This is a genomic window from Micromonospora sp. WMMD708, assembly GCF_049315245.1.
GTDB lineage: Bacteria > Actinomycetota > Actinomycetes > Mycobacteriales > Micromonosporaceae > Micromonospora > Micromonospora wenchangensis.
The window spans coordinates 1,741,558-1,765,061 of record NZ_CP186060.1 but is presented as its reverse complement, the minus strand read 5'-3'; the positions used below and the strand labels follow the sequence as shown (position 1 = coordinate 1,765,061).

The 23,504-nt window shown below is 74.6% G+C and carries 21 protein-coding genes and 1 pseudogene; 8 read left to right on the top strand and 14 right to left on the bottom strand.

All coding sequences use genetic code 11. From position 1 onward, the window contains the following. Positions 1-113 precede the first annotated feature (113 nt). Positions 114-959 carry a GNAT family N-acetyltransferase gene (locus ACN260_RS08090; RefSeq protein ID WP_422755378.1) on the top strand — a complete coding sequence of 282 codons (846 nt, stop codon included), beginning with the start codon at positions 114-116 and terminating at the stop codon, positions 957-959. A gap of 186 nt (positions 960-1,145) precedes the next feature. Here the strand turns inward: ACN260_RS08090 and ACN260_RS08085 are convergent, their stop codons facing one another. From ACN260_RS08085 to trpC, 5 genes are all read right to left on the bottom strand, one after another. After that, positions 1,146-2,333, bottom strand: coding sequence for an FAD-dependent oxidoreductase (locus ACN260_RS08085; RefSeq protein ID WP_422755377.1), 1,188 nt, complete (start codon positions 2,331-2,333; stop codon positions 1,146-1,148). An 11-nt stretch (positions 2,334-2,344) separates the two neighbouring features. Next, positions 2,345-3,514, bottom strand: coding sequence for a prolipoprotein diacylglyceryl transferase (lgt, locus tag ACN260_RS08080; protein ID WP_422755376.1), 1,170 nt, complete (start codon positions 3,512-3,514; stop codon positions 2,345-2,347). Positions 3,515-3,710: 196 nt separating this feature from the next. After that, a complete protein-coding gene (gene trpA, locus ACN260_RS08075) occupies positions 3,711-4,514 on the bottom strand; it encodes a tryptophan synthase subunit alpha (RefSeq protein ID WP_422755375.1) in 804 nt (267 codons plus the stop codon). Between the two features lie 4 nt (positions 4,515-4,518). Beyond that, complete coding sequence (trpB, locus tag ACN260_RS08070; protein ID WP_422755374.1) at positions 4,519-5,748, bottom strand: tryptophan synthase subunit beta; 1,230 nt, start codon at positions 5,746-5,748, stop codon at positions 4,519-4,521. A 106-nt stretch (positions 5,749-5,854) separates the two neighbouring features. Continuing rightward, a complete protein-coding gene (gene trpC, locus ACN260_RS08065; protein ID WP_176738808.1) occupies positions 5,855-6,658 on the bottom strand; it encodes an indole-3-glycerol phosphate synthase TrpC in 804 nt (267 codons plus the stop codon). A gap of 478 nt (positions 6,659-7,136) precedes the next feature. Here trpC and ACN260_RS08060 point away from each other — a divergent pair, with 478 nt between their 5' ends. Then, on the top strand, positions 7,137-7,412 hold the full coding sequence (locus ACN260_RS08060; protein WP_422755373.1) for a hypothetical protein: 276 nt from the start codon (positions 7,137-7,139) through the stop codon (positions 7,410-7,412). Here ACN260_RS08060 and ACN260_RS08055 read toward each other — a convergent pair. The 6 genes and pseudogenes from ACN260_RS08055 to ACN260_RS08030 all read right to left on the bottom strand — a co-directional run bounded on the left by ACN260_RS08055 (position 7,405) and on the right by ACN260_RS08030 (position 12,482). Beyond that, positions 7,405-7,983, bottom strand: a complete 579-nt coding sequence (locus tag ACN260_RS08055; RefSeq protein WP_422755372.1) for a Trp biosynthesis-associated membrane protein — start codon at positions 7,981-7,983, stop codon at positions 7,405-7,407. The genes ACN260_RS08060 and ACN260_RS08055 overlap by 8 nt on opposite strands. After that, entirely contained in the window at positions 7,980-9,533 is a 1,554-nt protein-coding gene (locus tag ACN260_RS08050) for an anthranilate synthase component I (RefSeq protein WP_422755371.1), read from the bottom strand. Before ACN260_RS08050 ends, ACN260_RS08055 begins: the two co-directional genes overlap by 4 nt. Beyond that, on the bottom strand, positions 9,533-9,979 hold the full coding sequence (hisI, locus tag ACN260_RS08045; protein ID WP_422756655.1) for a phosphoribosyl-AMP cyclohydrolase: 447 nt from the start codon (positions 9,977-9,979) through the stop codon (positions 9,533-9,535). The genes ACN260_RS08050 and hisI overlap by 1 nt, the downstream gene beginning before the upstream one ends. Positions 9,980-10,105: 126 nt before the next feature. Next, positions 10,106-10,429 (bottom strand): annotated as a pseudogene (locus ACN260_RS08040) (phosphoribosyl-AMP cyclohydrolase); the annotation flags it as partial. Positions 10,430-11,112: 683 nt separating this feature from the next. After that, a complete protein-coding gene (locus tag ACN260_RS08035; RefSeq protein WP_422755370.1) occupies positions 11,113-12,099 on the bottom strand; it encodes an aldo/keto reductase in 987 nt (328 codons plus the stop codon). Then, on the bottom strand, positions 12,096-12,482 hold the full coding sequence (locus ACN260_RS08030; RefSeq protein WP_422755369.1) for a MerR family transcriptional regulator: 387 nt from the start codon (positions 12,480-12,482) through the stop codon (positions 12,096-12,098). The genes ACN260_RS08035 and ACN260_RS08030 overlap by 4 nt, the downstream gene beginning before the upstream one ends. A 106-nt stretch (positions 12,483-12,588) precedes the next feature. Here ACN260_RS08030 and ACN260_RS08025 point away from each other — a divergent pair, with 106 nt between their 5' ends. The 3 genes from ACN260_RS08025 to ACN260_RS08015 are packed head-to-tail and all read left to right on the top strand — an operon-like array spanning position 12,589 to position 14,731. Beyond that, positions 12,589-13,329 carry an ABC transporter ATP-binding protein gene (locus ACN260_RS08025; protein WP_422755368.1) on the top strand — a complete coding sequence of 247 codons (741 nt, stop codon included), beginning with the start codon at positions 12,589-12,591 and terminating at the stop codon, positions 13,327-13,329. Then, on the top strand, positions 13,326-14,081 hold the full coding sequence (locus ACN260_RS08020) for an ABC transporter permease (protein ID WP_422755367.1): 756 nt from the start codon (positions 13,326-13,328) through the stop codon (positions 14,079-14,081). Before ACN260_RS08025 ends, ACN260_RS08020 begins: the two co-directional genes overlap by 4 nt. Positions 14,082-14,086: 5 nt before the next feature. Beyond that, positions 14,087-14,731 (top strand): TetR family transcriptional regulator, encoded by a 645-nt coding sequence (locus ACN260_RS08015; protein ID WP_422755366.1) that lies wholly within the window; start codon positions 14,087-14,089, stop codon positions 14,729-14,731. A gap of 141 nt (positions 14,732-14,872) precedes the next feature. Here the strand turns inward: ACN260_RS08015 and ACN260_RS08010 are convergent, their stop codons facing one another. The 3 genes from ACN260_RS08010 to ACN260_RS08000 all read right to left on the bottom strand — a co-directional run bounded on the left by ACN260_RS08010 (position 14,873) and on the right by ACN260_RS08000 (position 19,469). Next, positions 14,873-15,646: a DUF2470 domain-containing protein gene (locus ACN260_RS08010; RefSeq protein ID WP_422756654.1), complete on the bottom strand. Its 774-nt coding sequence runs from the start codon at positions 15,644-15,646 to the stop codon at positions 14,873-14,875. A 101-nt stretch (positions 15,647-15,747) separates the two neighbouring features. Continuing rightward, complete coding sequence (locus tag ACN260_RS08005) at positions 15,748-17,538, bottom strand: ABC transporter ATP-binding protein (RefSeq protein WP_422755365.1); 1,791 nt, start codon at positions 17,536-17,538, stop codon at positions 15,748-15,750. Positions 17,539-17,594: 56 nt separating this feature from the next. Beyond that, complete coding sequence (locus ACN260_RS08000) at positions 17,595-19,469, bottom strand: ABC transporter ATP-binding protein (RefSeq protein WP_422755364.1); 1,875 nt, start codon at positions 19,467-19,469, stop codon at positions 17,595-17,597. A gap of 158 nt (positions 19,470-19,627) precedes the next feature. Between ACN260_RS08000 and ACN260_RS07995 the strand changes: the two genes are divergently transcribed. The 3 genes from ACN260_RS07995 to ACN260_RS07985 all read left to right on the top strand — a co-directional run bounded on the left by ACN260_RS07995 (position 19,628) and on the right by ACN260_RS07985 (position 23,495). Next, positions 19,628-20,257, top strand: a complete 630-nt coding sequence (locus ACN260_RS07995) for a TIGR03085 family metal-binding protein (protein WP_422755363.1) — start codon at positions 19,628-19,630, stop codon at positions 20,255-20,257. A 206-nt stretch (positions 20,258-20,463) separates the two neighbouring features. Beyond that, on the top strand, positions 20,464-21,579 hold the full coding sequence (locus tag ACN260_RS07990; RefSeq protein ID WP_422755362.1) for a terpene synthase family protein: 1,116 nt from the start codon (positions 20,464-20,466) through the stop codon (positions 21,577-21,579). An 89-nt stretch (positions 21,580-21,668) separates the two neighbouring features. Beyond that, positions 21,669-23,495, top strand: coding sequence for an AMP-dependent synthetase/ligase (locus ACN260_RS07985; RefSeq protein WP_422755361.1), 1,827 nt, complete (start codon positions 21,669-21,671; stop codon positions 23,493-23,495). The last annotated feature ends 9 nt before the right edge of the window (positions 23,496-23,504 follow it).

The window sequence follows — 23,504 nt, the reverse complement described above, 5'->3', positions numbered from 1 at the left end:
GTCGGGACGACGTCGGCCCTGGGCGGTCTGTTGAGTCTACGTTAGGGCGACCCGGGCAGGGCCAGTGCGGATTGATCACACCTTCCAGACTCTGGGACGTGTAGTCTCGCGCGGTGGATCCTGCACACCGCGACCTGTTCGACCGGTTGGAACGCTTCTACGACGCGGTGCCCCGGGACGCCGCCCGCGCCGAGGAACACGGCGGTCTGGTGCTGTTCGCCCGGGAGGGGGCCGGTTGGCCGTTCTATGCCCGCCCCCGCCTCGACGCCGACACGCCGCCGTCGCTGGCCGACCTGCACACCGTCCGGGAACGGCAGCGTGAGCTGGGCCTGCCCGAGGCCTTCGAGTGGGTGCACGAGACCACCCCGGACCTGCTCGCCACCGCCCGGGCCGCCGGCCTGAGCGTGCTGGAGGCCCCGCTGATGGTGCTCGACCCGCAGGCCGGCCCGCCCGACCCGGCGACGCTCACCGACGTACCGGTGCGGGTGCTGGACCCGGACGCGCCCGGCTTCGCGCTCGACGTGGCGGCCCGGCGCGCGGTCGCCGCGGTCGGGTTCTCCGCCGCCGGCACCGTGCCCGGCGACGCCGGCCCGGCCGAACGGGACGCCGCGATGACCGAACTGGACGTCGCCGCGCTGGACGAGGAGCGGGCCGCGATCGCCGCCGGCCGCCGGCTGTCGGCGGTCGCCTGGACGCCGCAGGACGGCGCACTGGCCAGCGGGATGGCGATGCGGGTCGACGACGTCGCCGAGATCGCCGGGGTGGCCACCCTGCCGGCCGCCCGCCGCCGGGGGCTCGCCGCCGCGGTCACCGCCACCCTCGCCGGCACCCTGCGCGCGGCCGGCACCGATCTGGTCTTCCTCTCCGCCGGCAGCGAGGACGTCGCCCGGATCTACCTGCGCGTCGGCTTCCGCCGCATCGGCACCGCCTGCATAGCCGAACCCACCGCCCTCATCTGACCCCCGACCCGGCACTGCCCCGCCCGGCGCTGCCCCGCCCGGTGCTGCCTCCGGTGATCAAGAGGTTTGCGGGTTGATCAAGAGGTTTGCGTCACCTCGCGCGCTCACCACGACGCAAACCTCTTGATCACCGCCCGAAGGCGGCCACCGCCCGAAGGCGGCGGGGCGGGCGCGGGAGGGAGCGGGTCAGGGGGTGGGGGGACGCCAGGTGGCGGCGGTGGCGGCGGCACCGGAGAGCAGGCGGGGGGTGATCGTGCCCAGGGCCGCGTCACGGGCGCGCAAAGCCAGCCGACCCCGGGTCTGCAGCACCGCCGACATCCGCCGGGTCTGCCGGACCACGGTGGCCGCACGGGGCCGCCGGACCCGGTCGTACGCCAGCACCGCGTCGGGCAGCCGGGACTCGCGCAGCAACGACGACAGGGTCGCGGCGTCCTCGAACGCCAGGCAGGCGCCCTGCCCGAGGTGCGGCGGCATGGCGTGGGCGGCGTCACCGAGCAGCACCACCCCGCCCGGCCCGGCCCGGAAGCCGTACGCCCGGGGCAGCGGGCGCAGCTCCCGGATCTCCTGCTGCACCAGGTCGGCGGGTTCGGTGGCCGCCAGCAGCTCACCGATCGGCGCGGGCCAGCCGGCGTACCAGCGTTGCAGCAGGGCGAGCTGGGTCTGCGGGGGCTCCGGCCGGGGCGCACCGGCTGCGGTGGCCACCCAGTAGACGCCACCCCGGCGGGACGCCCCGGAGGAGCCACGCTCCCCCAGCGAGGCGGCCACGAACCGGTAGCCGGCGCCCAGCACCTCGCCCCCGACCGGCTGGCCTGCCGGCAGGGGTGCCCGGTACCAGGGGATCACCGCCCGCCAGGCGGCACAGCCGGAGCTGACCACGGCGGCCTCGGGGGCGAGCTGGCGGCGCAGCACGCTGTCCGTGCCGTCGGCGGCGACCACCAGGTCCGCCTCGACGAACTGGCCGTTCCACCCCACCCCGGGCCGCTCGGCGGCATCGGCCCGGACGTGGTCCACGGTGACCCCGGTCCGCAGTTCGACCCGGTCACCGAGGCCGGCGATCAGGGCGTCGTGCAGGTCCTCCCGGTGCACCACCACCGGCATCCGGTCGGCCGGGGTGGGCCGGGGCTGCACCAGCCAGTGACCGTCGGGGCGGCGGATACCGCCGTCGGGCAGCGGGGTCGCGATGGCGTCCAGACCCGCACCGACGCCGAGCACCTGCAACGCGCGTACCCCGTTGGGCCACAGCACCACGGCGGTGGGTTCGGGGCGCACCCGGTCGGCCCGTTCCAGCAGGGTGACCCGCCATCCGGAGCGGGCCAGCGCGCCGGCCACCGCCAGACCACCGAGGCCGGCACCGACCACCACCGCGCTGCGCACGCCGCGCCCGCTCAGCTGTCCCGGTCGGTGGACCGGCCACCGGCGGACCGGTCGGCTCCGGCGGGCTCGTCGCCGCTGTCGGCCCCGGTGGACCGGTCGTCGGGGTCGGCAGGGGGGTCACCGGCACCCGGCGGGGTGACCTGGTCGTCCGCCGCGTCGGGCAGCACGCCGCTGTCCCGGTACGCGGTGAACTGTTCCTCGTCGACCACCCGGTACCCGGCCGGGGCGGCCGTCGGGGCCCCCTTGCCGGTGGCGGAGAGGTCGACCTGGGAGACGTCGCCACCGTCCCCGGCGGGTCCGGAGGCGGGGGCGGCGGTGGGGACCGGGATCAGGTATTCGCGGGGGCCCCGCACCCGCAGGAAGTAGATCAACGCGCCGAGGAAGACCAGGCCGGCGGTCCACACGTTGAGCCGCAGGCCGAGGATGCGGTTCGCCTCGTCGGTGCGCATCAGCTCGATCCAGAACCGGCCGGCGGTGTAACCCATCACGTAGAGCGCGAAGGCCCGGCCACGCCCGAACCGGAACCGCCGGTCCAGGGCGAACACCAGTCCGGCGACGCCGAGGTTCCACAGCGCCTCGTAGGCGAACGTCGGATGGTAGAGGCCGGGTTCCAGGATGGGCTGGTTGGCGTCGTCGCGCAGCGCGTGCCCGGGATTGTCCGGGTCCATCCGGTGGATCTCCAGGCCCCACGGCAGGGTGGTCCGCCCGCCGTACAGCTCGTTGTTGAACCAGTTGCCGAGCCGGCCCACCGCCTGGGCCAGCGGCAGGCCCGGGGCCAGGGAGTCGGCCACCACCGTCAGCGGGATGCCGAGCTGCCGGGCGGCGATCCACGCGCCGAGCGCGCCGCCGGCCACCGCCCCCCAGATGCCGAGACCGCCCTCCCAGATGGCGAACGCCTTCCACGGGTCGCCGCCGGTGCCGAAGTACTTCTCGGGTGAGGTGACGACGTGGTAGATCCGGGCGCCGATGATGCCGGTCGGGACCGCCCACACCGCGATGTCGAGCACGGCGCCGGGGGCGACGCCCCGCTGGCGCAGCCGGTGCTCGGTCACCAGGCAGGCGATCACGATGCCGGCGACGATGCACAGGGCGTACGCCCGCAGCGGGACCGGCCCGAGCTGCCAGACGGCGGTGGTCGGGCTGGGCAGCGCCGCCAGGGGCGTCATCGAGACGAGGGTCACGGGTGCACAGGCTACCGCTGCGGACGCCCGCCGTGGCACCCCGGTCCGGTCGTACCCCGGACGACCGGCCGCGCCACGGTCCGGCCCGGTGATCCGCACGCGTCGTCCCGGCCGGCGGCACGCCGGTGCGTGGCCGTCGGGAGACCGGTCTGACGATCGGCACGACGCTGCGATCGCCCGGCGTCGGGCGGGCGGGTCAGCGGGCCGGGTTGCGGACGCCCTCGGCGAGTTCGGCGGAGAGGGTACGCAGGGCGGCCAGCCCCGCGTCGAGGTCCGGCGCGTCCAGCAGCCGGCGGATCAGCGCGCTGCCCACGATCACCCCGTCGGCGTACCCGGCGACGGTGGCCGCCTGCGCGCCCGTGCCGACCCCGAGCCCCACCCCGACTGGCAGTTCGCTGGCCTCCCGCACCCGGGAGACCAGCACCGGCGCGGCGTCGGAGGTCTGCGACCGGGCTCCGGTGACCCCCATGATGGCGGTGGCGTAGACGAAGCCCCGGCAGTGCCCGACGGTCATCCGCAGCCGGGCGTCGGTGGACGACGGGGAGACCAGGAACGTCCGGTCCAGGCCGTACGCGTCCGAGGCGGCCAGCCACTCGCCGGCCTCCTCGGGGATCAGGTCCGGGGTGATCAGGCCGGTGCCCCCGGCGGCGGCCAGGTCCCGGGCGAACGCGTCCACCCCGTACTGCTCGATCGGGTTCCAGTAGGTCATGGTGACCACCGGGGCGCCGGTGGCCGCGACCGCCTCGACGATCCGCAGCGCGTCGGCGGTCCGGACGCCACCGGCCAGGGCGATGTCGCTGGCCTTCTGGATCACCGGGCCGTCCATCACCGGATCGGAGTAGGGGATCTCCACCTCGATGACGTCCACCCCGGCCTCGACCATCGCGGTCATCGCGGCGATGCTGCCGTCGACGGTGGGGAACCCGGCCGGCATGCAGCCGACCAGGACGGCCCGCCCGTCGGCGCGGGCCTTGTCGAAGGCCACCCCGATCCGGCTCACGGTCTCACTGCTCCTTGTCGAGGATGCCGAAGTACTCACCGGCGGTGTGCACGTCCTTGTCGCCCCGGCCGGAGAGGTTGACCACCAGGACCGGTTCCCGGCCCAGTTCGGCGGCGAGCTGCGGGGCGACCTGCACCGCGCCGGCCAGGGCGTGCGCGCTCTCGATCGCCGGGATGATCCCCTCGGTACGGCAGAGCAGCTCGAACGCGGCCATCGCCTCGGCGTCGGTCACCGGCTGGTAGCGGGCCCGGCCGGTGTCGTGCAGCCACGCGTGCTCCGGGCCGACCCCGGGGTAGTCCAGGCCGGCGGAGATGGAGTGCGACTCGATGGTCTGGCCGTCGGCGTTCTGGAGCACGTAGGTGCGGGTGCCGTGCAGTACCCCGGAGGTGCCGCCGGTGATGCTGGCCGCGTGCCGGCCGGTCTCCACACCCTCGCCGCCGGCCTCGAAGCCGTACAGCCGCACCCCGGTGTCGGGGACGAACGCGTGGAAGATGCCCAGCGCGTTGGAGCCGCCGCCGACGCAGGCCAGCACCGCGTCGGGCAGCGCGCCGGTCAGGTCGAGGCACTGTTGACGGGCCTCGTCGCCGATGCCGCGCACGAAGTCCCGGACCAGCTCGGGGAACGGGTGCGGGCCGGCGGCGGTGCCGATCAGGTAGTGGGTGTCGTCGACGTTGGCGACCCAGTCCCGCATCGCCTCGTTCATCGCGTCCTTGAGGGTGCGCGAGCCGGTGGTCACCGGGACCACGGTGGCCCCGAGCATCCGCATCCGGGCCACGTTCAGCGCCTGCCGCTCGGTGTCCACCTCGCCCATGTAGACCACGCACTCGAGGTCGAACAGGGCGGCGGCGGTGGCGGTGGCCACCCCGTGCTGGCCGGCGCCGGTCTCGGCGATCACCCGGCGCTTGCCCATCCGCCGGGTGAGCAGCGCCTGGCCCAGCACGTTACGCACCTTGTGCGCGCCGGTGTGGTTGAGGTCCTCCCGCTTGAGCAGCACCCGGGCGCCGACCTTGGCGGAGAACCGCTCGGCGGGGTAGAGCAGCGAGGGGGTGCCGGCGTAGTCGCGCAGCAGGGCGTCGAACTCGGCGCGGAACTCCTCGTCGGTCATCGCCTTGCGGTACGCGGCGTCCAGCTCGTCGAGCGCCGCGACCAGCGCCTCGGGGACGAACCGGCCACCGAAGCGGCCGAAGTGACCGGCGGAGTCGGGGAACCGCTCGGTCGCCTCACCGGCGCTCATGCCGTCGCTCCCCGGCCGGTCGCGCGCCGACGCACCGTCGCGTCGCCGGTGCCGAATCGCTCGCTCATCGCGATGTCCTCTCGCTGCGCGGATCTGCCCGTCGGGGTCAGCGCGCCGGGCGGGGCGTGGCCGGGTGGTTCCCGGCGTTGACCAGCTCGGCGACCGCCTCGCGGGGGCTCTTCTGGGTGACCAGCCCCTCGCCCACCAGCACGGCGTCGGCGCCGGCCGAGGCGTACCGGATCAGGTCGTGCGGGCCCCGCACCCCCGACTCGGCGATCTTGACGACGCTGCTGGGCAGGCCGGGGGCGATGCGCTCGAACACCGACCGGTCGACCTCCAGGGTACGCAGGTCACGGGCGTTGACCCCGATCACCTGCGCACCGGCCTCCAGCGCCCGGTCGGCCTCCTCCTCGGTGTGCACCTCGACCAGCGCGCACATACCGAGCGACTCGATCCGCTCCAGCAGCCCGACCAGGGCGTTCTGCTCCAGCGCGGCGACGATCAGCAGCACCAGGTCGGCACCGTGCGCCCGCGCCTCGTGCACCTGGTAGCTGGAGACGACGAAGTCCTTACGCAGGACCGGCACCTGTACGGCGGCCCGCACGGCGGCCAGGTCGTCGAGGGAACCGCCGAACCAGCGCCCCTCGGTCAGCACACTGATCGCCCGCGCGCCGCCGGAGGCGTACTCGCCGGCCAGCTCGGCCGGGTCGGCGATCTCGGCCAGCCGGCCCCGGCTCGGCGAGGAACGCTTCACCTCGGCGATCACGGCCACGCCGGGCTTGCGCAGGGCCGCGTACGCGTCCAGCGGTGGCGGCGCGGCGGCGGCCAGTTCGCGCAGCCGCTCCAGCGGAAGCTGCTCCTGCCGCCGGGCCACGTCCTCGCGGACGCCGGCCAGGATCTCGTCGAGCACGCTTCCGGACGCCGCCGAACCGGCCCCGTCCCCCTCTGCGTGCGCATGCTCAGCAGTCACCAACGGACTCCCCTCTCCGGGTGTCATGGGCCGATGCTAGGGGGCGCCACCTGGCGACAGACGCCGGGGGTATGGCGCTCCTCACGAGATGGGCTGTGGCATGATGCCGGACCTCCGGTGAACGGAATGTCACGCAGCGCCACCGGGCCCGTCGGCGGGTGTCATCGACACCCGTCGTCCGGGCCAGCCCGGACCATCGATCGATGCCCATACGCTATGAGATCACGTCCCGGCCTGGCGCGCAGCTCGACCGGTCCGGCCCGGCTGCTGTGACCAAGCTCAAGGAGGGCCCTGCCGCGCAGGTGGGGGCCGTTGACCGGGCCGTCACCCGGGCGAAACGTGAGCCCGGCAGCATCGGTGTCGGGCAGACTCGACGATGCGCCTGCCCACCATCGGATCTCATCGTGCGGGGTGACCTATGAGCACTGCGGGGCCGAACGCCGGCATCGGACTCACCACCATCTCCCGGACCGTCGCCGCGCTGGCCGTCGAGGTGGTGCACACCGTCGAACGCGTCGTGGTGGGCGAGGGTCGGGTGCGTACCGCGCGGGGCAACGCCTGGGAGGCGGTCTGCGCCGACCGGGCCCGCGCCGACCAGCGCGCCGCCCTGGACCGCCTGGTCGCCGAGCTGGCCACCAGCCGGGCCGCGACCCGGGACCGGCAGGCCGCCCGCGCGCCGCAGCCGGTCAGCTGACCGTCGGGTCCTCACCCCGGTCGAGCGCGTCCCACGCCTCCCGGTTGCTCCCCCCGGCAGCCCGACGGTCCGGGCCGTCGGCCCGGACCGTCCGCTCGTAACGCGCGCCCATCGCCGGCCAGGCCGCACCGCGCCGCGCGGTGAGCAGCCCTCCACCGGCCGCCACCAGCCCGCCGAGCAGGCAGAGCGCGGGCCACTGCCGGTGCACCTCGACGCCGCCGGCGGCGACCAGCCCGTAACCGCCACCGGCCGCCACCGCCAGGCCGAGCAGGGCGACCAGGCCACCCAGCAGCCGCCGGACCCGTCCCCGGGTGGCCAGCACCGCGCCGCCGCCGGCCAACGCGACGAGCGCCAACGCCGACAGCCACGGCAGCAGGTCCGCCCCGGACCGCTCCTGCCGGCTCGGCGGCAGCGTCCCCCGGGCGAGCACCTCCACCGACCAGGTCCGGGTCGCCGCCCAGGCGGCCAGGCCCGCGCCGGCCAGGCAGAGCAGCACCGCGTACGTCAGCTCGCGCCGGCCGGTCGACGGGCCGTCGGCCGCCGTCGGCGCGGTGGCCCCGACGTCGCTCACCGCGCCGGTCGCAGGGTCTCGGCGGCGGCGATGGCGGCCAGCACCGCGGCGGCCTTGTTCCGGGTCTCCTGGTCCTCGGCGGCCGGATCGGAATCGGCCACCACCCCCGCCCCGGCCTGCACGTACGCCCGGCCGTCGCGGATCAGGGCGGTCCGGATCGCGATCGCCATGTCAAGGTCGCCGCCGAACCCGAAGTAGCCCACGGTGCCGCCGTAGAGGCCCCGGCGCACCGGCTCCAGCCCTTCGATGATCTCCATGGCCCGCACCTTCGGCGCCCCGGACAGGGTGCCGGCGGGGAAGGTCGCGGCCAGCGCGTCGAACGCCGTCCGGTCCTCGCGCAGGGTGCCCACGACCGTGGAGACGATGTGCATCACGTGGCTGTACCGCTCGATGGTGGCGAACTCCGGCACCTGCACGGTGCCCGGCCGGCACACCCGACCCAGGTCGTTGCGGCCCAGGTCGACCAGCATCACGTGCTCGGCGCGTTCCTTCGGGTCGGCAAGCAGCTCGGTGGCGAGCCGGGCGTCGGCGGCCGGGGTCGCCCCGCGCGGCCGGGTGCCGGCGATCGGGTGCAGCATCGCCCGGCGCTGCCCGTCGGTGCCGGCGTTGACCTTGAGGTGCGCCTCCGGGGACGAACCGACGATGTCGAACCCGTCGAAGCGGAGCAGGTACATGTAGGGGCTCGGGTTGGTCGTGCGCAGCACCCGGTAGACGTCCAGCGGGTCGGCGTCGGTGGCCCGCTCGAACCGCTGGGCCAGCACGATCTGGAAGCACTCGCCGGCCCGGATCGCCTCCTTCGCCGCCTCGACCGCCTTCGGGTAGCCGCCGTCGGGGGTCCGGCTGACCACGTCACCGGCCGGTGGCCGGCCCACTGTCGAGATCATGGGCGGAATCGGTCGGGACAACGCGGTGGTCATCGCGTCGAGCCGTCCCACCGCGTGGTGGTAGGCGGCGGTGACCCGCTCGGCCCGGTCCGGGTCATCCAGCGGCGGCAGCACCGCGTTGGCGACCAGGATCGCCGACCCGTCGTAGTGGTCCAGCACCACCAGGTCGGTGGCGAGCATCATGCCCAGCTCCGGCAGGCCGAGGTCGTCCTCGGTCAGCTCGGGCAGCCGCTCGAACCGACGGATCAGGTCGTACCCCAGGTAGCCCACCATGCCGCCGGTCAGCGGGGGCAGGCCGGCGGCCGGGTCGGGCGTCCCACCGGCGAGCGCCGCGACGGTTTCCCGCAGCACGTGCACCGGGTCGCCGGAGACCGGCACACCGGCCGGCGGGGTGCCGGTCCACTGCGCGACGCCGTCCCGTTCGACCAGGGTGGCGCTGCTGCGCACCCCGATGAACGAGTAGCGCGACCAGGCCATGCCGGCCGAGCCGACGCCCTGCTCGGCGGACTCCAGCAGGAAGGTGCCCGGCCCGCCGGCCAGCTTGCGGTAGACCCCCACCGGGGTTTCCGCGTCGGCCAGCAGCCGCCGGGTCACCGGCACCACCCGCCACCGGGCCGCCGCCTCGACGAAGCCCGCCAGGTCGGGGCTGAGCGCGCCGTCGGTCATCAGGACGCTCCCTGCGGGGAGGTGACCGGCAGTTCGGTGAAGAAGCAGGTGCGCTCGCCGGTGTGGCAGGCCGCGCCGACCTGGTCCACGCCGACCAGCAGCGCGTCACCGTCGCAGTCCAGCGCCACCGAGCGGACGTACTGGTGGTGGCCGGAGGTGGCGCCCTTGACCCAGTACTCCTGCCGGCTACGCGACCAGTAGGTGGCCCGGCCGGTGGTGAGGGTGCGGTGCAGCGCCTCGTCGTCCATCCAGGCGACCATCAGCACCTCGCCGGTGTCGTGCTGGCGCACGACCGCGGCGACCAGGCCGTCCGGGGTGCGGCGCAGCCGGGCGGCGACGGCCGGGTCGAGACGGGAGGGGCGGACCGCGCCACCGGGTCCGCCGTCGCGGGGGGAAGAGTCAGGTACGGGCACAGTTACCGATTGTCCCGCACGCGGCGCGGGCACCTGCGGGCCGTCCCCGACCGCCCGGGACAGTTGGGCGACGTAGCGCTCCAGCCGTCCGTCGCACAGGGCGCGGGCGAGGTCCGGGCCGGCGGTCTCGGCGACCCGGTCGGCGTACGGGCGCACCAGCGGGAGCACCCCGCTGACCAGGCGGGCCGCGGCCATCCCGACCGCGACGGTGCCGCCGGGGCGTACCCCCAGGCAGAGCAGCATGTCGTCGCGGTAGCCGGGCGGCGCGACCGGCAGGTCCAGGGCGGCAGCGAAGGCGGCCCGGCGGGACGCCACCCGCACCCCCGGGTTGGCCGGGCGCAGCACGGACGGGCAGAGCCGGGCCAGGTCGGCGGCGGCCAGCCGGACGCCGGGCGGGTCGTCGGCGGCGAGCGCCCCGGCCACCTTGCCGAGGGTGGCCACCAGTTCCTCCAGGCGGGGCTGGTCGGCGGGCTGGCAGAGCACCGGCAGGTCGATCCGGCGACGCCAGGTCGGGTCGGCCCAGAGCAGCCGGGTGGGGGTGGTCACCGGCAGCCCGAACGCCCAGTCGGCGGGTTCGCCGAGCCGGTCGACCCAGGTGCGGACGTCCCGGGCGGCCACCGACACGTGCACGATCCGCCCGTCGACCTCGGCGAGGTAGGCCCGGCGGGCGTCGTACGGCGTCCCGGTCGGCCACCGGCCGCGGGTGGACCCGCCCGGCGGGTCGACCGGGCCGGTCGTCGCGCCGCGCCGCGTGCCGCCCACCCGGCCCGACGGCCCCACCGGCGCGGACCGGCCCGCCGCCCGGGGCGGCCCGGATGCCACAGCCGGGGCCGCCGGGCAGCCCGGACCGGGCCCGCCCGACGGCGTGGCCGGGGTGGGCCCGGTCGGGCTCACCAGGACGTCGAGGTCGACGTCGCTGTACGCGGTGGCGGCCCGCCGGGCGTGGCTGCCCCGCAGCAGGATCCCGACCACCGGGCGCTCGGCGGACGCGCGCAGCCGGTCGGTCCAGTCGGCCAGGAAGGCGGCCTCCGGCAACGGAGCGTGATCCACCGCGCCATCGTGCCGTAGGCCCGATCGGGGCGCAATGCCCGAAGGCGGACTTCCTGTCCGGTCCGAAGGCTGACGCCCGGTCCGAAGCCAAGTGTCCGAAGATGTCGATCGATGGGCTAGTGCCCGACCGTCCGCATCCCGGCCGCCGGATACCGCTCGCCGGCCACCGCGTCGACGGGGACCGCCTCCCGCAGCCGGGCCTGCTGGTCGGCGGTGAGCCGCAGGTCGGCGGAGGCGGCGTTCTCCTCCAGGTAGCGGACCCGCTTGGTGCCGGGGATCGGCAGCACGTCCTCGCCCTGGGCGAGCAGCCAGGCCAGGGCGGCTTGGGCCGGGGTACAGCCGATCTCCTCGGCCACCGCCCGGACGGCGGCCACCAGCCGCAGGTTGGCGTCGAGACTGTCCGCCGCGAAGCGGGGTGCCGCCGCCCGCCAGTCACCCTCGGTGAGCTGGTCCCGGCCGGTGATCGCCCCGGTGAGCAGCCCCCGCCCGACCGGCGAGTACGCCACCAGGGCCACCTGAAGCTCCCGGCAGGTGTCCAGCATCTCCCCCTCGACGTCCCGGGTGAACAGGGAGTACTCCATCTGCACGGCCGCGATCGGGTGCACGGCGTGGGCCGCACGCAGTGTCGCCGGGCTGACCTCGGACAGGCCGAGCAGGCGTACCTTGCCCGCCGCGACCAGGTCGGCCATCGCCGCGACGGTCTCCTCAATCGGGGTGCCCGGGTCGCGGCGGTGCAGGTAGTACAGGTCGACGGTGTCCACGCCCAGCCGGCGCAGGGAGGCGTCGCAGGCCTCGCGGGCCCAGGCGGCGCTGCTGTCGACGTACGCCCCGGAGCCGTCGGCGTGGGGCCGGTTGCCGAACTTGGTGGCCAGGAAGACCTCGTCGCGGCGGGCCCGTACCACCGGGGCGAGCAGCCGCTCGTTGGCGCCGAAGCCGTACATGTCGGCGGTGTCGAGATGGTTCACGCCCAGGTCGAGGGCGCGGTGCAGGGTACGCGTCGACTCGGCGTCGTCCTGCCCGCCGTAGGCGAAGCTCATGCCCATGCAGCCCAGTCCGATGGCGGAGACCTCCGGACCACCCGCCCCGATCCGTCGACGGATCATCGTCCCTCCTCCGTGCAGCGGTAGGTTTCGATCTTGTAGTTGAGCACCGTGAGGTCCTCCTCCAGTTCGGCCATCCGGGTCAGCACCCGGACCCGGTGGGCCTCCAGCAGCGCCCGTCGGGCGGCCCGCGTCCGGTCGCCCTGGCGGGCCAGTTCGGCGTACCGGCGCATGTCGCGCACCGGCATCCCGGTGCGGCGCAGCCGGGTGAGCAGCACCAGCCAGTTCAGGTCGACCTCGGTGTAGCGACGGCGGCCCGCCGAGTCCCGGCCGACCGGAGCGACCAGCCCCTCCTGTTCGTACCAGCGCAGTGTGTAGGTGGTCAGGCCGACCCGGGCCGCCGCCTCGCCGACCGACAGGCCCCGCTCCCGTGTGCTGATGTCCACGCCGTCCAGGCTTTCAGTTCGAGCGCACTCGAAGTCAACCGTTGCGCACCGGCGGGTAATTCATCTAGCGTTGATTTCAACAGTTGATGAGTTTTGAGGAGGTGCGATGGACGACGCCATCGCCGTCCGCGACCTCGTCGTCGACCGGGGTCGACGACGGGTGCTCGACGGCATCGGTTGCACGGTGCCGCGCGGCACGGTCACCGGGCTGCTCGGCCCGAGCGGCAGCGGCAAGACCACCCTGATGCGGGCCGTCGTCGGGGTGCAGACGATCAGCTCCGGCACGGTCACCGTGCTCGGCCACCCGGCCGGCGCGGCCGGGCTGCGCCACCGGGTCGGCTACCTGACCCAGGCGCCCAGCGTCTACGCCGACCTGACCGTCCGGGAGAACGCCCGCTACTTCGCCACCCTCCAGGGGCGCAGCGCCGCCGACGCCGACGCGGCGGTCACCGACGTCGGCCTGGCCGACGCCGCCGGCCAACTGGTCGGCACCCTCTCCGGCGGGCAACGCAGCCGGGCCTCGCTGGCCTGCGCGCTGGTCGGCGAGCCGGAACTCGTCGTCCTCGACGAGCCCACCGTCGGGCAGGACCCGGTGCTGCGGGCCGACCTGTGGGCCCGGTTCCACGCCCTGGCCGCCGCCGGCACCACCCTGCTGGTGTCCAGCCACGTGATGGACGAGGCCGCCCGCTGCGACCGGCTGCTGCTGATCCGCCACGGCCGGCTGATCGCCGACGACACCCCGGACGCGGTCCGCGCCGCCACCGGGGTCGACGACCTCGAGGAGGCGTTCCTGCGGCTGATCCGCGCCACCGGGGCGGACCCGACGGGCACCGGGGAGGCGGCGTGAACCCGACGATTCTGGCCGCCACCACCGGCCGCATCCTGCGTCAGCTACGGCACGACCGACGTACGGTGGCGCTGCTGGTGGTGGTGCCGACGGTGCTGCTCACCCTGGTCTACTACATGTACGCCGACCAGCCGGCCCCGCCCGGTGCGCCGTCCCCCTTCGACCGGGTGGCCCTGGTGATGCTGGGCTTCTTCCCGTTCATCATCATGTTCCTGGTGACGAGCATCGCGATGCTGCGGGAACGCACCAGCGGGACGCTGGAACGGCTGCTCACCACCCCGCTGGGCAAGCTCGACCTGCTGTTCGGCTACGGCATCGCGTTCGGGCTGGCCGGGGTGGCGCAGTCGACCGTCGCCGCCGTGGCGGCGTACCGGCTGCTCGGGTTGACCACCGCCGGGTCCGCCGGGCTGGTCGTGCTGATCGCCGCGGTCAACGCGGTGCTGGCCGTCGCGCTGGGGCTGTTCTGCAGCGCCTTCGCCCGCACCGAGTTCCAGGCGGTGCAGTTCATGCCGGTCGTGGTCGCCCCGCAACTGCTGCTGTGCGGGCTGTTCGTGCCGCGCGACCAGATGGCCGGCTGGCTCCAGGCGATCAGCGACGCGCTGCCCCTGTCGTACGCGGTGGAGGCGCTCCAGGAGGTCGGCGCGCACTCCGCACCGACCGGCCTGATGTGGCGGGACGTGTCGATCGTGGCCGGCGCGGCGGTGCTGGCCCTGGTGCTGGCGGCGGCGACCCTGCGCCGGCGCAGCGGGTGAGCCCGGTGGCCCGACGCACCGGCCGCCGCCCCGGTAACCAGGACACCCGGGAGGCGATCCTCGCCGCCGCCCGGTCGGCGTTCGCCGAGCGCGGCTTCGACGCGGCCTCGATCCGGCAGATCGCCACCGCCGCCGGGGTCGACCCGGCCCTGGTGCACCACTACTTCGGCAGCAAGGAGGAGCTGTTCCGGGCCACCGTCGACATCCCGGTCGACCCGGCCGCGCTGCTGCCCGCCGTGCTGGCCGGCGATCCGGACGGGATCGGGGAACGGCTCGTCCGCACGTTCCTCGGGGTGTGGGACTCGCCGGCCGGTGGGGCGGCGGTGGCGCTGCTGCGTTCGGCGACCAACAGCGAGTGGACGGCCCGGCTGATGCGCGAGTTCCTGACCACCCAGGTGCTGCGCCGGGTGCTCGACCGTCTCGACGTGGACCCGGCGGAGCTGCCGCTGCGCGGTGGGCTGGTCGCCACCCAGATGATCGGACTGGCCATGATGCGCTACGTCATCCGGCTGGAGCCGATCGCCTCCGCCACCGCCGACACCCTGGCCGCCACTGTCGGCCCCACCCTCCACCGCTACCTCACCGCCCCCCTCCCCCCGTCCGCCGCTGCACCGCCCGCCGCTCCGCCGCCTGCCGCTCCGGCCCGGTGATCAAGAGGTTCGCGTCATGCCGGTCGCCCGCCCTGACCCGAACCTCTTGATCACCGGGGTGGGACGGGACCGGGCCGGGTGCCCGAGGGGGCCGGGCACGCAACAGCCCGTGACTGGGGGCGGCCACGGGCTGCGGCAAGGCTAGTCGCGGTCGGTTCGGGTGTTGGCGGGGTGGCGGGGGGTACGGGGGTGCGCGACGGAACGGGTGCACAGCAGCGGGTGCAGCGCCCGGGACAGCTCCGACAGGTCGGTCACCGGCTGCGGGAACGGCAACCGGGCGCGACGCCTGTCGCCGGGTCCGCCGAGGGCCACGACCAGTCCGTAGCGGTCGATACGGACCACCCGGGGCTCACCGCCGGTCAGGCCGAGCCGGCTGCGCAGGTACGCCGTCACCTGCGGCCCGTGGTGGTCGGCGAGGTCGGCCAGCAGGGCGGCCTCGTCGGCGTGCAGCGGGTCCGGTTCGGCGGCGGCGTAGTCGCCCGGATCGACCCGGTGCACCGCACCGGCGGTCTCCAGTCGGGCCTCGACCACCTCGAAGCGGTGCAGCCGGAAGCGGCTCCCGACGTCGAGCAGGTCGGCGGTCGGGTCCACGGCGGCGAACTCGACGGCCGCCCGGCGGGCCGGATCGCCGGTCAGCGGCACCGCCCAACCGGACACCCAGGCCCGGCCGGTCGACGGCGCGCCGGCGGCCGGGGGCAGGTCGAGCACGTCGAGTACCACGGCCACGTCCCGCGCGGCGGCCGGGTCCAGTTCGGCGGCGAGGTCGCTGAAGACCGGGACGAGCAGCAGCACCCGCCCCTCCACGTCGGTGGCGTGCCGGACGTGGAACGGACCGGGGCGGTGGGCGAGGTGCACCAGGCCGGGTAACCGACCGGCCACCAGGGTACGGATCAGCTCAGCAGGGGTCGGAGCCACGGGCACCTCCGAAAAAGGTTAGCCTTACCTAACCCGCAGAGTAGAGCACCGCGGCGACCACGTCCACCGGACGCCATTCCCATCGGTGGGCAGTTCGTGGATCAGCGGGTCTGCTCCAACCACGACGCGTAGAGCAGGGCGTACACCGAGTCCGGATCACGTAGCAGTTCCTCGTGCGGACCCCGCTGGACGATCCGGCCCCGGTCCACCACCACCACCTCGTCGGCGGCCTGCGCGGTGGACAACCGGTGCGCGATGGCCAGCGTCGTACGCCCCCGGGTCACCGCGTCCAGGGTGCGTTGCAGGCGCACCTCGGTGGCCGGGTCGACGGCGCTGGTCGCCTCGTCCAGCACCAGCAGGTCCGGATCGGCCACGTACGCGCGGGCCAGCGCCACCAGCTGCCGCTCCCCGACGCTCAACGCCTCCCCCCGCTCCCCCACCGGGGTGGCCAGTCCGGCCGGCAGTCCGTCCAGCCAGTCGGCCAGGCCCAGCTCGGTGAAGGCGGCCGTCAGCTCCGCGTCGGTCAGCTCGGGACGGGCGAAACGGACGTTCTCCCCGACCGTGGCGTCGAACAGGAACCCGTCCTGCGGCACCATCACCACCCGGGCGCGCAGCGAGTCGAACCGCACCTCATCAAGCGGCACCCCGGACAACAGCACCCGCCCCTGCGTCGGGTCCATCAGCCGGGTGAGCAGCTTGGCGAAGGTGGTCTTGCCGCTGCCGGTCTCACCGACCACCGCCACCCGGCTCTTCGCCGCGATGTCCAGGGTGACGCCGTGCAGCACCGGCGGCCCTCCCGGATAGGCGAACGTCACGTCGGCGAAGCGGATGTCCAGCGGGCCGGCCGGCAGGTCCCGGCCCTGCTCCCCCGGATCGGCCACGTCCGGCGCGATGTCCAGCACGTCGAGCACCCGCCGCCAGCCGGCGATGGCGTTCTGCGCCTCGTTGAGCACCTCGGTGGCGATCTGCACCGGCTGGATGAACAGGGTGACCAGGAACAGGAACGCGGTGAGCTGGCCGACCGACAGAGTCCGGTCCACCCCCAGCGACACCCCGACCACCACCACCCCGGCCAGCGCCACCCCGGCCGCCAACTCCCCCACCGAGCTGCCCATGATGCTGATCCGGATGGCCCGCTGCTGGGCCAACCGCTGCCCCTCGATCGCCGCGTCCAGCCGCCGGGCCGTGCGCCCCGAGACGCCGTACGCCCGGATCACCGGCGCGCCCACCACGCTCTCGGCGATCGTGCCGAGCAGCGTGCCCGTCCGCTGCCGGACCACCCCGTACGCCCCGGCCAGCCGGCGCTGCAACAACCGGATGATCAGCACCGCCGGCGCGAAGGCGACCAGCACCACCAGCGTCAACTGCCAGGAGTACGCCAGCATCACCGCCGTGGTGACCGCGAGCTGACCCAGGTTGACGAGGAGGATGACCCCGCCCCACTGGAGAAACTGGGTGATCTGGTCGACGTCGCTGGTCACCCGGGAGACCAGCGACCCGCGCCGCTCCGACTGCTGGTGCAGCATCGACAGGTCGTGCACGTGCCGGAACGCCCTCGTCCGGACGTTGGCCAGCGCGGTCTCGCTGACGGTGAACAGCCGCCGCATCATCAGGTAACCGCAGACGGTGGTGAGCACCAGCACCGCCGCCGTGGCGGTGACCACCGTGACGATCACCCCGAGATCCGGCCCGTCGGGGACGGCGATCCCCTGGTCGATGCCGCGCTGCACCGCCACCGGCACGGCCACCCGGCCGACCATGTAGACAAGCGCCAGCGCCAACGTGCCGGCCAACCCGGTACGCAGCTCCGGCGAGAGCGCCAACCCCCGCCGCAACGTCTGCCAGGTCCCCTCGGTCCGCTCGACCGGCCCGTCCCCGCCACCCTCGCCCACCGACGTCGACCTTCCGTTCCCGACCCCACGACCCCGCTGCGCTGCACTCCTCGCGCTCACCGGTCCACCTCGATCTCCAGGCCCGTCGGCAGCGGGGCGACCTCGTCGTACGTCCGGTCCTGTTCGCGTTCCTGTTCGGCCTGCTCGTAGGCGGTGACCAGGTCGACGTAGCCGGGCACGGTGGCCAGCAGCTCGGTGTGGGTGCCCCGGGCCAGCACCCGGCCCTGCTCCAGATAGATCACCTCGTCGGCGAGTGCGATGGTGGCCCGCCGGTACGCCACCACCAGGATCGACGCGGCGGCCGGCTGCCCGGGTGCCGGGGCACGCAGCCCGGCCAGGATGGCGGCCTCGACCCGGGGGTCGACCGCGCTGGTGGCGTCGTCGAGCACCAGCAGTCGGGGCCGGCCGGCCAGGGCGCGGGCCAGGGTGAGCCGCTGCCGCTGCCCGCCGGAGAGCGAGGTGCCCCGCTCACCGACCATGGTGTCCAGCCCGTCGGGGAGGGCGGCGACGAAACCGTCCGCCTCGGCCAGCCGCAGCGCCGCCCAGACGTCCTCGTCGTCGATGCCCGGCCGGTCCAGGCTGATGTTGGCCCGGACAGTGTCGTCGAAGACGAACGGCACCTGGGCGACCAGGGCGGCGGTCGAGGCGAGCGACGCGGCGGTGAGCCGGCGCACGTCCACCCCGTCGAGGGTGACCGTGCCGGCATCCGGGTCGACCAGCCTGACCGCCAGTGAGGCGATGGTGGACTTGCCGGCGCCGGTCGGCCCGACCAGCGCCACCGTCCGTCCGGCGGGCACGGTGAAGGCGACCTCGCCGAGCACCTGCGCCCCGGGCAGGTGCGCCTCGGCGGGCTCGTAGCCGAAGTGGACGCCGTCGAAGGCGAGGGTCGCCGGGCCGGCGGCGTCGTCGAGGGTGACCTCGCCGTAGGGCATCTCGCCGGTGGCGTCGAGCACCCGGCTGACCCGGTCCCACCCGGCGACGCTGCGCGGCAGCTCGGCGAGCACCCAGCCGATCGCCCGCACCGGGAACGCCAGCACGGTGAACAGGAAGGCGACGCTGACCAGTTCGGTGACGGTGATCGCGCCCTGGCGCAGCCGGACGGTGCCGACCACCAGCACGGCCAGGGTGCCGAGGCTGGGCAGCGTCTCCAGCAACGGGTCGAAGACGCCGCGCAGCCGGCCGACCGCGATCAGCGAATCCCGCAGTTCCCGGGCCCGGCCGGCGAACCGGGCGGTCTCCTGGGCCTCGCGGCCCATGGTCTTGACCACCAGCGCGCCGTCGAAGCTCTCGTGGGCGATGCCGCTGACCTCGGCCCGCAGCCGCTGGGCGCGGGCCTGGCGGGGGGCCATCCGGCGGGAGTAGACCACGTTGAGCGCGAACAGGGCGGGGAACACGGCCAGCCCGACCAGGGCGAGCGCCCAGTCGGTGACGAACAGCGAGCCGACCGCGCCGACCAGCATCACCAGCGTGCCGACCGCGAACGGTAGCGGCGCGATCGGGTACCAGGCCGCCTCGACGTCGGAGTTGGCGTTGGACAGCAACGTGCCGGTGGCGTTGCGGTGGTGCCAGGCCAGCGGCAGGTCCAGGTATCGGCGGGTGACCCGGCGACGGTAGGCGGCCTGGAGGCGGAACTGCATGTAGCCGGCCCCGAGCCGCCGGCCGAAGATGCCGACCACCCGCAGCACACTGATCCCGAACAGCGCCACGGCGGCCAGGGCCACCGTGCCGGTGCCGACCTCGCCGGCCTCGACCGCGGGCACCACGACGTCGCCGACGACCGCGCCGACCACGTACGCGCTGGCGATCACCAACCCGCCGAAGAGCACGCTGCCGGCGACCGCCACCGCGAAGATGCGCGGTTGTTCCCGGATCGCCCGGCCGAGGACCCACAACCCCCGGCGGATCACGTCCCGACTCGTCCCGCTCGCCACGCTCTCCCCCGCCGTAAGCCGCAATTATCTCCCTTATCCTTACCGGTCCCGGCCACCGCCGCCGCCCGGCGACGTATGTCCACCGTCACGTCCCGCCCGCGCCCGTCGCGGCGGGTCTCCGGCGCGCCGATGGCGGCCCGCCGACCTACGATCGCTGCATGCCGCGGTACGCCCGAGCGGAGCGCGAGGCGCTCGCCGACCTGATGCTGGAAGTGGGCCCGGACGCCCCCACGATCAACGAGGGGTGGACCGCCCGGGACCTCGCCGCCCACCTGGTGGTGCGCGAGCGCCGCCCCGACGCCGCCGGCGGCATCCTGCTGCCGCCCCTGCACGGGTACGCCGAGCGGGTGCGGCTGCGGGTCGCCGCCCGCCCCTGGCCGGAACTGGTCGACCAGGTGCGCCGGCCCCCGGTGTGGAGCCCGGTCAGCAATCCGCTGACCGACGAGCTGGCCAACACGATGGAGTTCTTCATCCACCACGAGGACGTCCGGCGGGCCCGCCCGGGTTGGCACCCCCGGGACATCCCGGCGGGGCTGGCCGCCAAGCTGTGGAAGCCGGTGTCCCTGCTGACCCGCACCCGGGCCCGACGCTTCCCGGCGCACCTGCTGGTGCAGGCCCCCGGCCATGGCGAGCTGACCGCCGGCCGGGGCGGTGACCGGGTACGGCTGGTCGGTCCCCCCGGTGAGCTGGTGCTGTTCCTGTCCGGCCGGCAGCGGGTGGCGCGGGTCCAGCTCGACGGTCCACCGGCGCTGACCGAACGGCTGCGGACGGCCGCGCTGGGGTTGTGAGCCCCGGCCGCCGGCACCACCTCGCGCCGGGCCACCGCGATGGACACCCTGTGCGGCCGGTCGATCACCTGGCGCAGTGAAGCGCGTCGCTGTTTGCGGCAGGGGTGCAATCAGTCACCCCGATCACTCCGACAGCGACCGGCGTCGATCCCTTTGCCGTACTCTCCGGCGACGCCGCTCGTGGGGTGCGGCCGACTGGGGACACCATGCGAAGCTTCGACGTCTCGGCGCTGTACGAGCCACCGTTCGTCAGCCGCCGGCACGTCGCCACCGACCGGGTGGCGACGGAGAGCCTGGAGTGGGCCCGCCGGCAGGGCCTGGTCGGGGCCGGACCGTCGGCCTCCCGGCTGCACCGGGCCGGTGCGGCCGAACTGGCCGGACGCGCCTGCCCGCAGGCCCCGGTCACCCGGCTACGACTGCTCACCGACCTGTTCTCCTGGTTGTTCGTGATGGACGACATCTGCGACGACGACGGCCTGGGCAGCGCACCGGCCACCCTCGCGCCGATGGTCGCCGCGCTGCTGGAGGTGCTCGACCGGCACGGCGGGCCGACCGACTCCGGGGCATGGGCCGACCCGGGCGGACCAGCCGGGGCATGGGCCGACCCGGGCGGACCAGCCGGGACGTCGACCGCGTGGCGCTGGCCGGTCGGCGACGACGTCCGCCCGGCCGACCGGGACACGACGGCCGGGGCACTCGGCGTCGCGCTGGCCGACCTGTGCCGGCGGGTGGTCGACCAGCGCCGGCCCACGCTGCTGCTGCGCCTGGTGAGCCAGCTGCGGGAGTACCTGCTGGCACTGCTGTGGGAGGCCGCCAACCGGGAGCGCCGCCGGGTCCCGGGGCTGGCCGAGTACCGCCAGATGCGCCGGCACACCGGTGGCGTACGCCCCAGCCTCACCCTCACCGACCTGGCGTACGGCCGCCCGCCCGCCCCGGCCCGGCGGGTCGATCCGGCGCTGCTCGCCCTGGACGACCTCACCGTCGACCTGGTCTGCTGGTGCAACGACCTGTTCTCCTACCGCAAGGAACGGGACGCGGTGGCCGATCCGCACAACCTGGTCACCGTCCTCGCCGCGCAGCACGGGCGGGACGAGGCGGCGGCGTTCCAACTGGCCGCCGGATGGTTCAACGACGGGCTGGCCGGCTACCTGGTGCGGGAGGCGACCCTGGCCGCGCACGCCGGGCCGGCGGTAACGCCCTACCTGGCGGCCCGCCGAGCCTGGCTGCGCGCCACCTACGACTGGTCGATGCGGGCGGACCGGTACGCCGGGCCGGCCGGCACGCCCGGCGGGACTCAGCCGCCTCACAGGTTCGAGGGCTAGCCGATGCCCGGGTGCAGGCAATACCCTTCGGTAACCGCAGAGCGACGTGACCCCCGTCACGTCACCCACCCCCGAAGGCGGCAACCTCGATGGCTCTCGATGTCCCATACCGTTCCATCCCCGACATGTTCCGCAAGCGGGTGGCCGCCACCCCCGACCGGCGCGCCTTCGCCCACCCGGCGGCGGACGACTCCGGGCCGGTCTGGCTGACCTGGGCGCAGGTCGGCCGGCGGGCCGACGCGGTCGCCGCCGGCCTGCACGGGCTCGGGGTCGGGCTGGAGGACCCGGTGGCGATCCTGGCCAACACCCGGCTGGACTGGATCATCGCCGACTTCGGCATCATGTGCGCGGGCGGCGCGACCACCACCGTCTACCCCACCACCGAGCCGCAGGACGCGACGTACATCATCGCCGACTCCGGCTCCCGGGTGCTGTTCGCCGAGAACCCGGCCCAGGCGGCGAAGGTGTCCGGCGCGCAGCTGCCCGCGCTGACCCACGTGGTGCTCTTCGACGGCACCCCCGACCCGACCGCCGCCGTGCCCCAGCTCACCCTGGCCGAGCTCGAGGAGCAGGGCGCGCGGGCGCTGGCCGCCGACCCGGGCCTGGTGGACCGGCTGATCGCCCCGGTCGGCCCCGAGCACCTGGCCACGCTGATCTACACCTCGGGCACCACCGGCCGGCCGAAGGGGGTCGAGCTGCTGCACGGTGGCTGGTGCTGGGAGGGGGTGGTGCAGGCCGAGACGGGCCTGCTGCGCGACGACGACGTGCAGTATCTCTGGTTGCCGCTGTCGCACTCGTTCGGCAAGACGCTGCTGTGCGGCTCGACCCACGTCGGCCTGCCCACCTACGTCGACGGCCGGGTGGACAAGCTCGTCGACCTGCTCGGGGTGATCCGGCCGACGCTGATGTGCGGGGCGCCCCGGGTCTACGAGAAGGTCTACAACAAGGCGGTCACCACCGCGCAGGACGCCGGGGGCGCCAAGGCGAAGATCTTCGCCTGGGGGGTCGAGGTCGGCAAGCAGAAGGTCGCCCTGGAGCAGGCCGGCCGGCCGGTGCCGGCCATGCTGAAGGCGAAGTACGCGGTGGCCGAGAAGCTGGTGTTCAGCAAGCTCCAGGCCCGCCTCGGCGGCCGGATCCGGGTGCTCGTCTCGGGCGCGGCTCCGCTGAGCGCCGAGATCGCCACCTTCTTCGCCGCGGCCAACCTGCCGATCTCCGAGGGGTACGGCCTGACCGAGACCAGCGCCGGCAACTTCGTCAACCCGCCCGACGGGCTGCGGATCGGCACGGTCGGCCGGGCAATGGGCGACCTGGAGTGCCGGATCGACACCGACGGGGAGATCCTGGTGCGCGGCCGGCCGGTCATGCGCGGCTACCACAACCTGCCCGAGGAGACGGCCGCCGCGTTCACCGAGGACGGCTTCTTCCGTACCGGTGACATCGGCAGCCTCGACGACGACGGCTACCTGCGCATCACCGACCGCAAGAAGGACCTGGTCAAGACCTCCGGCGGCAAGTACGTCGCGCCGTCACACATCGAGGGCATGTTCAAGGCGATCTGCCCGTACACCTCGCAGGCGATCGTCATCGGCCAGGCCCGCAACTACTGCACCATGCTGGTCAGCCTGGACCCGGAAGCGATCCGGGGCTGGGCGGCGGGCGGCCCCCTGGAGGGGCGCGACTACGCCGAGATCGTCGCCTCGCCGGAGGCCCGCGCGATGGTCGAGGAGCACGTCGCCCAACTCAACACCAGGCTCAACCGCTGGGAGACGATCAAGAAGGTGACCGTCCTGCCTCGCGACCTGACCATCGAGGACGGCGAGATGACCCCCTCGCTGAAGATCAAGCGGCGCGGTGTGGAGAGCAACTTCGCCGCCGAGATCGACCGGATGTACGAGGGCAGCCTGGCCGAGATCTGAGCCCCGCCG

Bases quoted from the DNA above. Each gene is read 5' to 3' on its own strand.
- trpB (WP_422755374.1), bottom strand. From the start codon at position 5,748: ATGAGCGCCGGTGAGGCGACCGAGCGGTTCCCCGACTCCGCCGGTCAC.
- ACN260_RS08060 (WP_422755373.1), top strand. From the start codon at position 7,137: ATGAGCACTGCGGGGCCGAACGCCGGCATCGGACTCACCACCATCTCC.
- ACN260_RS08050 (WP_422755371.1), bottom strand. From the start codon at position 9,533: ATGACCGACGGCGCGCTCAGCCCCGACCTGGCGGGCTTCGTCGAGGCG.
- ACN260_RS08035 (WP_422755370.1), bottom strand. From the start codon at position 12,099: ATGATCCGTCGACGGATCGGGGCGGGTGGTCCGGAGGTCTCCGCCATC.
- ACN260_RS08025 (WP_422755368.1), top strand. From the start codon at position 12,589: ATGGACGACGCCATCGCCGTCCGCGACCTCGTCGTCGACCGGGGTCGA.
- ACN260_RS07995 (WP_422755363.1), top strand. From the start codon at position 19,628: ATGCCGCGGTACGCCCGAGCGGAGCGCGAGGCGCTCGCCGACCTGATG.
- ACN260_RS07990 (WP_422755362.1), top strand. From the start codon at position 20,464: ATGCGAAGCTTCGACGTCTCGGCGCTGTACGAGCCACCGTTCGTCAGC.
- ACN260_RS07985 (WP_422755361.1), top strand. From the start codon at position 21,669: ATGGCTCTCGATGTCCCATACCGTTCCATCCCCGACATGTTCCGCAAG.